The 4,231-nt window shown below is 61.0% G+C and carries 3 protein-coding genes; all 3 read right to left on the reverse strand.

Going from position 1 to position 4,231, the window contains the following annotated elements; all coding sequences use genetic code 11:
* Positions 1 to 91: 91 nt before the first annotated feature.
* Positions 92 to 1,054 carry a LysR substrate-binding domain-containing protein gene (locus ACFFAR_RS21685; protein ID WP_174364594.1) on the reverse strand — a complete coding sequence of 321 codons (963 nt, stop codon included), beginning with the start codon at positions 1,052 to 1,054 and terminating at the stop codon, positions 92 to 94.
* Between the two features lie 154 nt (positions 1,055 to 1,208).
* A complete protein-coding gene (locus ACFFAR_RS21690) occupies positions 1,209 to 1,859 on the reverse strand; it encodes a 2-hydroxychromene-2-carboxylate isomerase (protein WP_375508438.1) in 651 nt (216 codons plus the stop codon).
* Between the two features lie 99 nt (positions 1,860 to 1,958).
* Positions 1,959 to 3,419 carry a TAXI family TRAP transporter solute-binding subunit gene (locus ACFFAR_RS21695; RefSeq protein ID WP_375508439.1) on the reverse strand — a complete coding sequence of 487 codons (1,461 nt, stop codon included), beginning with the start codon at positions 3,417 to 3,419 and terminating at the stop codon, positions 1,959 to 1,961.
* Positions 3,420 to 4,231: the final 812 nt, after the last annotated feature.

The raw sequence follows: 4,231 nt of genomic DNA on the forward strand, positions 1-4,231 counted from the left end.
CCGTCTCACAAAGGATTGCAGTAATTTCGGATTCGACTGAGAATTTTCGGAAAAATGGAATCGTCGTCCAAAACCGGCATTCTTACCGGTTCTATTTGCGTGGAGGCTGTCCGGTGAGATCCCGGGAGACGTCGCTCATCAGCGCTTGGAGCCATGCCAGATCGGTTGGGCGGCTGACTTCGGGCAGACACATCAGGTAGCTTTCGATGGGTGGAAACTCGATCGGCGATTCCATCACCACCAGCGGCAAAAGCGCCGCGTAATGCAGCGCAAAGCGGCGCGTGGCGGTGAAGATCAGGTCCGATTGCAGCAGCGTCTGCGGCACGAGGCCAAAGTAGGGAAGGGTGGCGACAATGCGTCGCTTGATGCCGGCGCTCTCAAGACCTATATCGATAGGATGGCGTTTCGCCCCGCTATAAGCCGTCGGCGCGAGGTGCGCGGCCAGCGCATATCGCGAGGCTGTGAGCGGTTCCCGCGCTAGCGGATGGCCGCGGCGCATGAGGCAGACGAAGTGATCCGTGAACAATTCGCGGCGCGCGAAACGCGGTTCCGGATTTTCCCAGTTGCCGACGACCAGATCGAGATCGCCGTCATCGAGCGCGGCTTCGTGGTCGAGCGTCGGACTCAGCGATTCGATTTCCAGCCGCGCATTGGGCGCCGCGGCGCGAAAGGCGCGGATCATCGTCGGCATGAAAAAGTCGTTCAGGTAATCCGGCGCAGCCACGCGGAAGGTTCGGCGGGACGTGGCGGGATCGAAGATGCCGTGCGGCGTGGCGACGAATTCGACTTCTCGCAGCGCGCGCTGCGTGGCCGGCAGCAGCGACGCACCATATTCGGTCGGCACCATGCCTTGCTTGCCGCGCACGAGGATCGGATCGCCCAGCAGGTCGCGCAGACGCCGCAAAGCGGTGCTGATGGCCGGCTGCGTCTGGCTCAGGCGCATCGCCGCTTGCGTGACGCTGCGCTCGGTCAGAAGCGTTTGCAGGACGCGGATCAGCCAGATATCGAGGGAATCGGTCGAGCTTGAATCTTCGGAGTCGGCGGGATCGTTCATGGGCAAGGCGTTTTTCGGGCGGGCGCTACACAGAAAACCATGGCGATGCACGCCGGAGCCGTTACGTTAAGCCCGCCCGATCCCGCACGCCATAGCGTGGCCGCTATGCGCGGCATAGGAACGGCCGCCGTCGCGCTTCAGCTCCGCCGCGCGATTACATCTGCGGCGCCATCCTCGGCAGGTTGCTGATCCGCTGGACTTCGGCCGCTTCGAGCCAGTTCGGCGACCGGGCCACGTAAAGGACCATGGGCAAGGTGTCTTCGCCCCAGAACAATTGCTGGTTCACCACGAAGGTCGGCACGCCAAATACCCCGAGTTCGATCGCGCGCTCGACATTCGCCTGCAGCGTCGCCTTGACGTCCTCTAGCTCGATCATCTTGGCACCGTCGGGCAAACCGACATGGCGGCAGAGATCGTCGAACCCTTCTTCCGTCGATGGATCGCGACCCTGTTTCCAGATGAACCGGAAAATCTCGCGGATGCAGCCAACCTCCCCGCCCGAAGCCACCGCGAGCCGCAGCGCCTTGGACGAGTCGAACGGATGCGACGGCGGCATCTTGAAAGGAATGCCCAGTTGCTCGGCACGGAACAGCGCGTAGCGGTACATGAATACACGCTTGGGCGGAATCGACCCCGGCATGGGCTGGCCCCAGTGCTTGAGCAGCAACAGGTAATCGATCGGCAACACCTCGAACGGCATGTTCGGCCACTTTTCATGCTGTTCCAGCAGCAAATATGAAAAGGGAGAATTGAAGTCGAAAAAAAAGTACGGCTGGCGCGGATCGGTGGAAGGCGAAGCGCTCATTTGAATCTCCCTGGCATTTCGATGCCCCTCGTGATGCACTTCATGACGCTCATTACGCGGCGCCTGTAACTCAGGTTACCGTCGTTTCAGCTTTCGATATTACGTGGTGTGCTGAACGCTGTCTGCCTGCGCGTCGAGTGCGACGCTCTGGGCGAGGGTCAAACGCTGCCGCACGAAGCCGATATGTTCCCGCAGCACATAGAACTGGTCGGCATAAGCGAGCGGCATTTTCATCTGGTTCACCTTCGCCTCGATATCGTCCAGCCGATCGATCAGCGCTTCGCGCTGGGCGGTGTCCGGGTCGGTCATCGCCTCACGTTCGATTGCAATTAACGCGCCATAGATCTTGTAGATGCGCGATCTCACGCGCCACCGGTAAAGCCCCGGCACGAGCCGGAAGCCCGGAATCAGCACCACGATGATCGGCACCAGCAGCACGATCACCCGGTCCGCCAGGCTCGCGATCCAGAAGGGCAGGGTCCGGTACAAGAAGCCCTTGCCCGATTTGTAATAACGCTCGGCGTCGTCGCTGATGCGAAATTCGTGCGCGAGCGGCGCGGGGAATTCGTTGGCCGACTGCATCAGGTTCGCGCGGCCGTGGACCTCCTTCGCGGCTTCGATCAACAGGTCGGAGAGCGCCGGATGCAAACCCTCCCGCGCGATGAGTTCGGCCGTAGGCGCGATCAGGCGGATGCGATGCTCGGGCAGGTTCTTGGCGAGATCGAAGGCGCCCATCGGCAGGTTCAGGACGGTCAGGTATGGAAAGCGGCGGGCGTAGGCATCGGCCTGGGTGAAATCGAAGAAGCGGATGCCGGGCGTCCTGTAGAGCTTGCCCATCGTCGGCGGCTGGGCGGAGTCGCCGGTAAGAAACGCGGCATCGATACTGCCGTTCGACAGGGCTTCGGCGGCGGCGTCGCCTGCGAGCGGCAAGAGTTCGGTATTGCCGCCAGGCTCGATCCCGTTCGCCTTCAGGATTGCCAGCGCCAGTGCGCGTGTGCCGCTGCCTTCGGTGCTGATCGCAAGGCGCTTGCCCTTCAGCTCGGACAGCCGCGTCAACACTGGCCCGCGATAAAACACCGCCAACGGCACGTAAGCCACGCTGCCGAGGGACACCAGGTCATCGTGTTTATCGGACGTGGCCGGCGCACTGCCCGGGACGATGGCGGCCGCAGCCGACATGCCGCCCTGCACGAAACCGACATCGACCTTGGCGTTCGGGTCTTCGAGCTTCTGCAGGTTATCGAGTGAACCTTGCGATTCCAGCACGTTCAGCGTGATGCCGTTGCGCGCGAGGATCTTCTTGTACTGCTGGGCGTTGTTCCAGAACGAACTGCCCTTCGTTCCCGCGGACATGGTCAGCGTATTGGGCGGCGCGGGCTGGATCAGGCGCACGGCGAGATAGATGGCAGCCGCGCTGATCAAGAGGATCGGGCCGAACGAGATCGCAAGATCGCGCCACGAGATGGCGACAAATCGCGCCATGGAAGGCGCAATACGCCGGGGCCGCGGCTTTGGCGGATTGTCCGAGGGAGAAGGTTTCTGATCAGGAGGTTGGATCATTGTCGAGTTTGCTAAGGCAGGACTTGAGGCAGGACTTGATGCAGGACTTGGAGCAGGACTCGCGGCGGCATGATAAACCGTTGCCGCCGCGGGTCTTTGAAGCGAAGGAAAGCAGATTTGAAAAGGGAAAACCCTCGTTCGCTAAACAAGCCGTCCGCTGCGCCCGGCGGATGTTCCAACCGGTCCGAAACGTCGCCGATGGTACATGAACGCCAACACGCCGAAATCAGGGGCACGCCCTAAGGCGTGGTCATCGAGCGTCAGTTTTCATGTCGGGCGTCACGATAAACGCACGGATGCGTGTCATCGTGTTAAATGCTTTGCGCTTCTGGCAAGGCTGGATTAAATTGACGTTCGCCGCCGCAGAACCAGCATCCGCGCCGCCAACCGGCATTTCGGAGCAAGTGCTCCGTGCAGAACCGGACGCGTCGCACGATGTGCGGCAGCGCGTGTCCCGAAAGAACGGAGTGACATCCGCAATGACACCCGTACAAGAATCACCGGACATTCGTTTTTTTCGCCAGTCTCTCGCAACGCCGTGTCGCCAGCATCGCCGGTATTGTCCGTCTACGTCGACTGTTCGAGGTCACCGTTAGTAGGCAAACCGCAAGATGTCGTAGTAAGCCGCTGGGTTGATGCGGTTCAAAAGAAGCACAAAGAAGTACAACTTGCGAAGTCCAAAGCGAAACAAAAGGAGAAACCATGAAAGCAGTCGATATGTTGAAGGCACTGGGCGTCGTGCTGTGCGTCGCGGTGGCATCGAGCGCCTATGCTCAATCAAGCGATGCTGCGCCCTCGGACGCAATGTCGGC

The organism is uncultured Caballeronia sp. (assembly GCF_964243625.1).
Classification (GTDB): domain Bacteria; phylum Pseudomonadota; class Gammaproteobacteria; order Burkholderiales; family Burkholderiaceae; genus Caballeronia.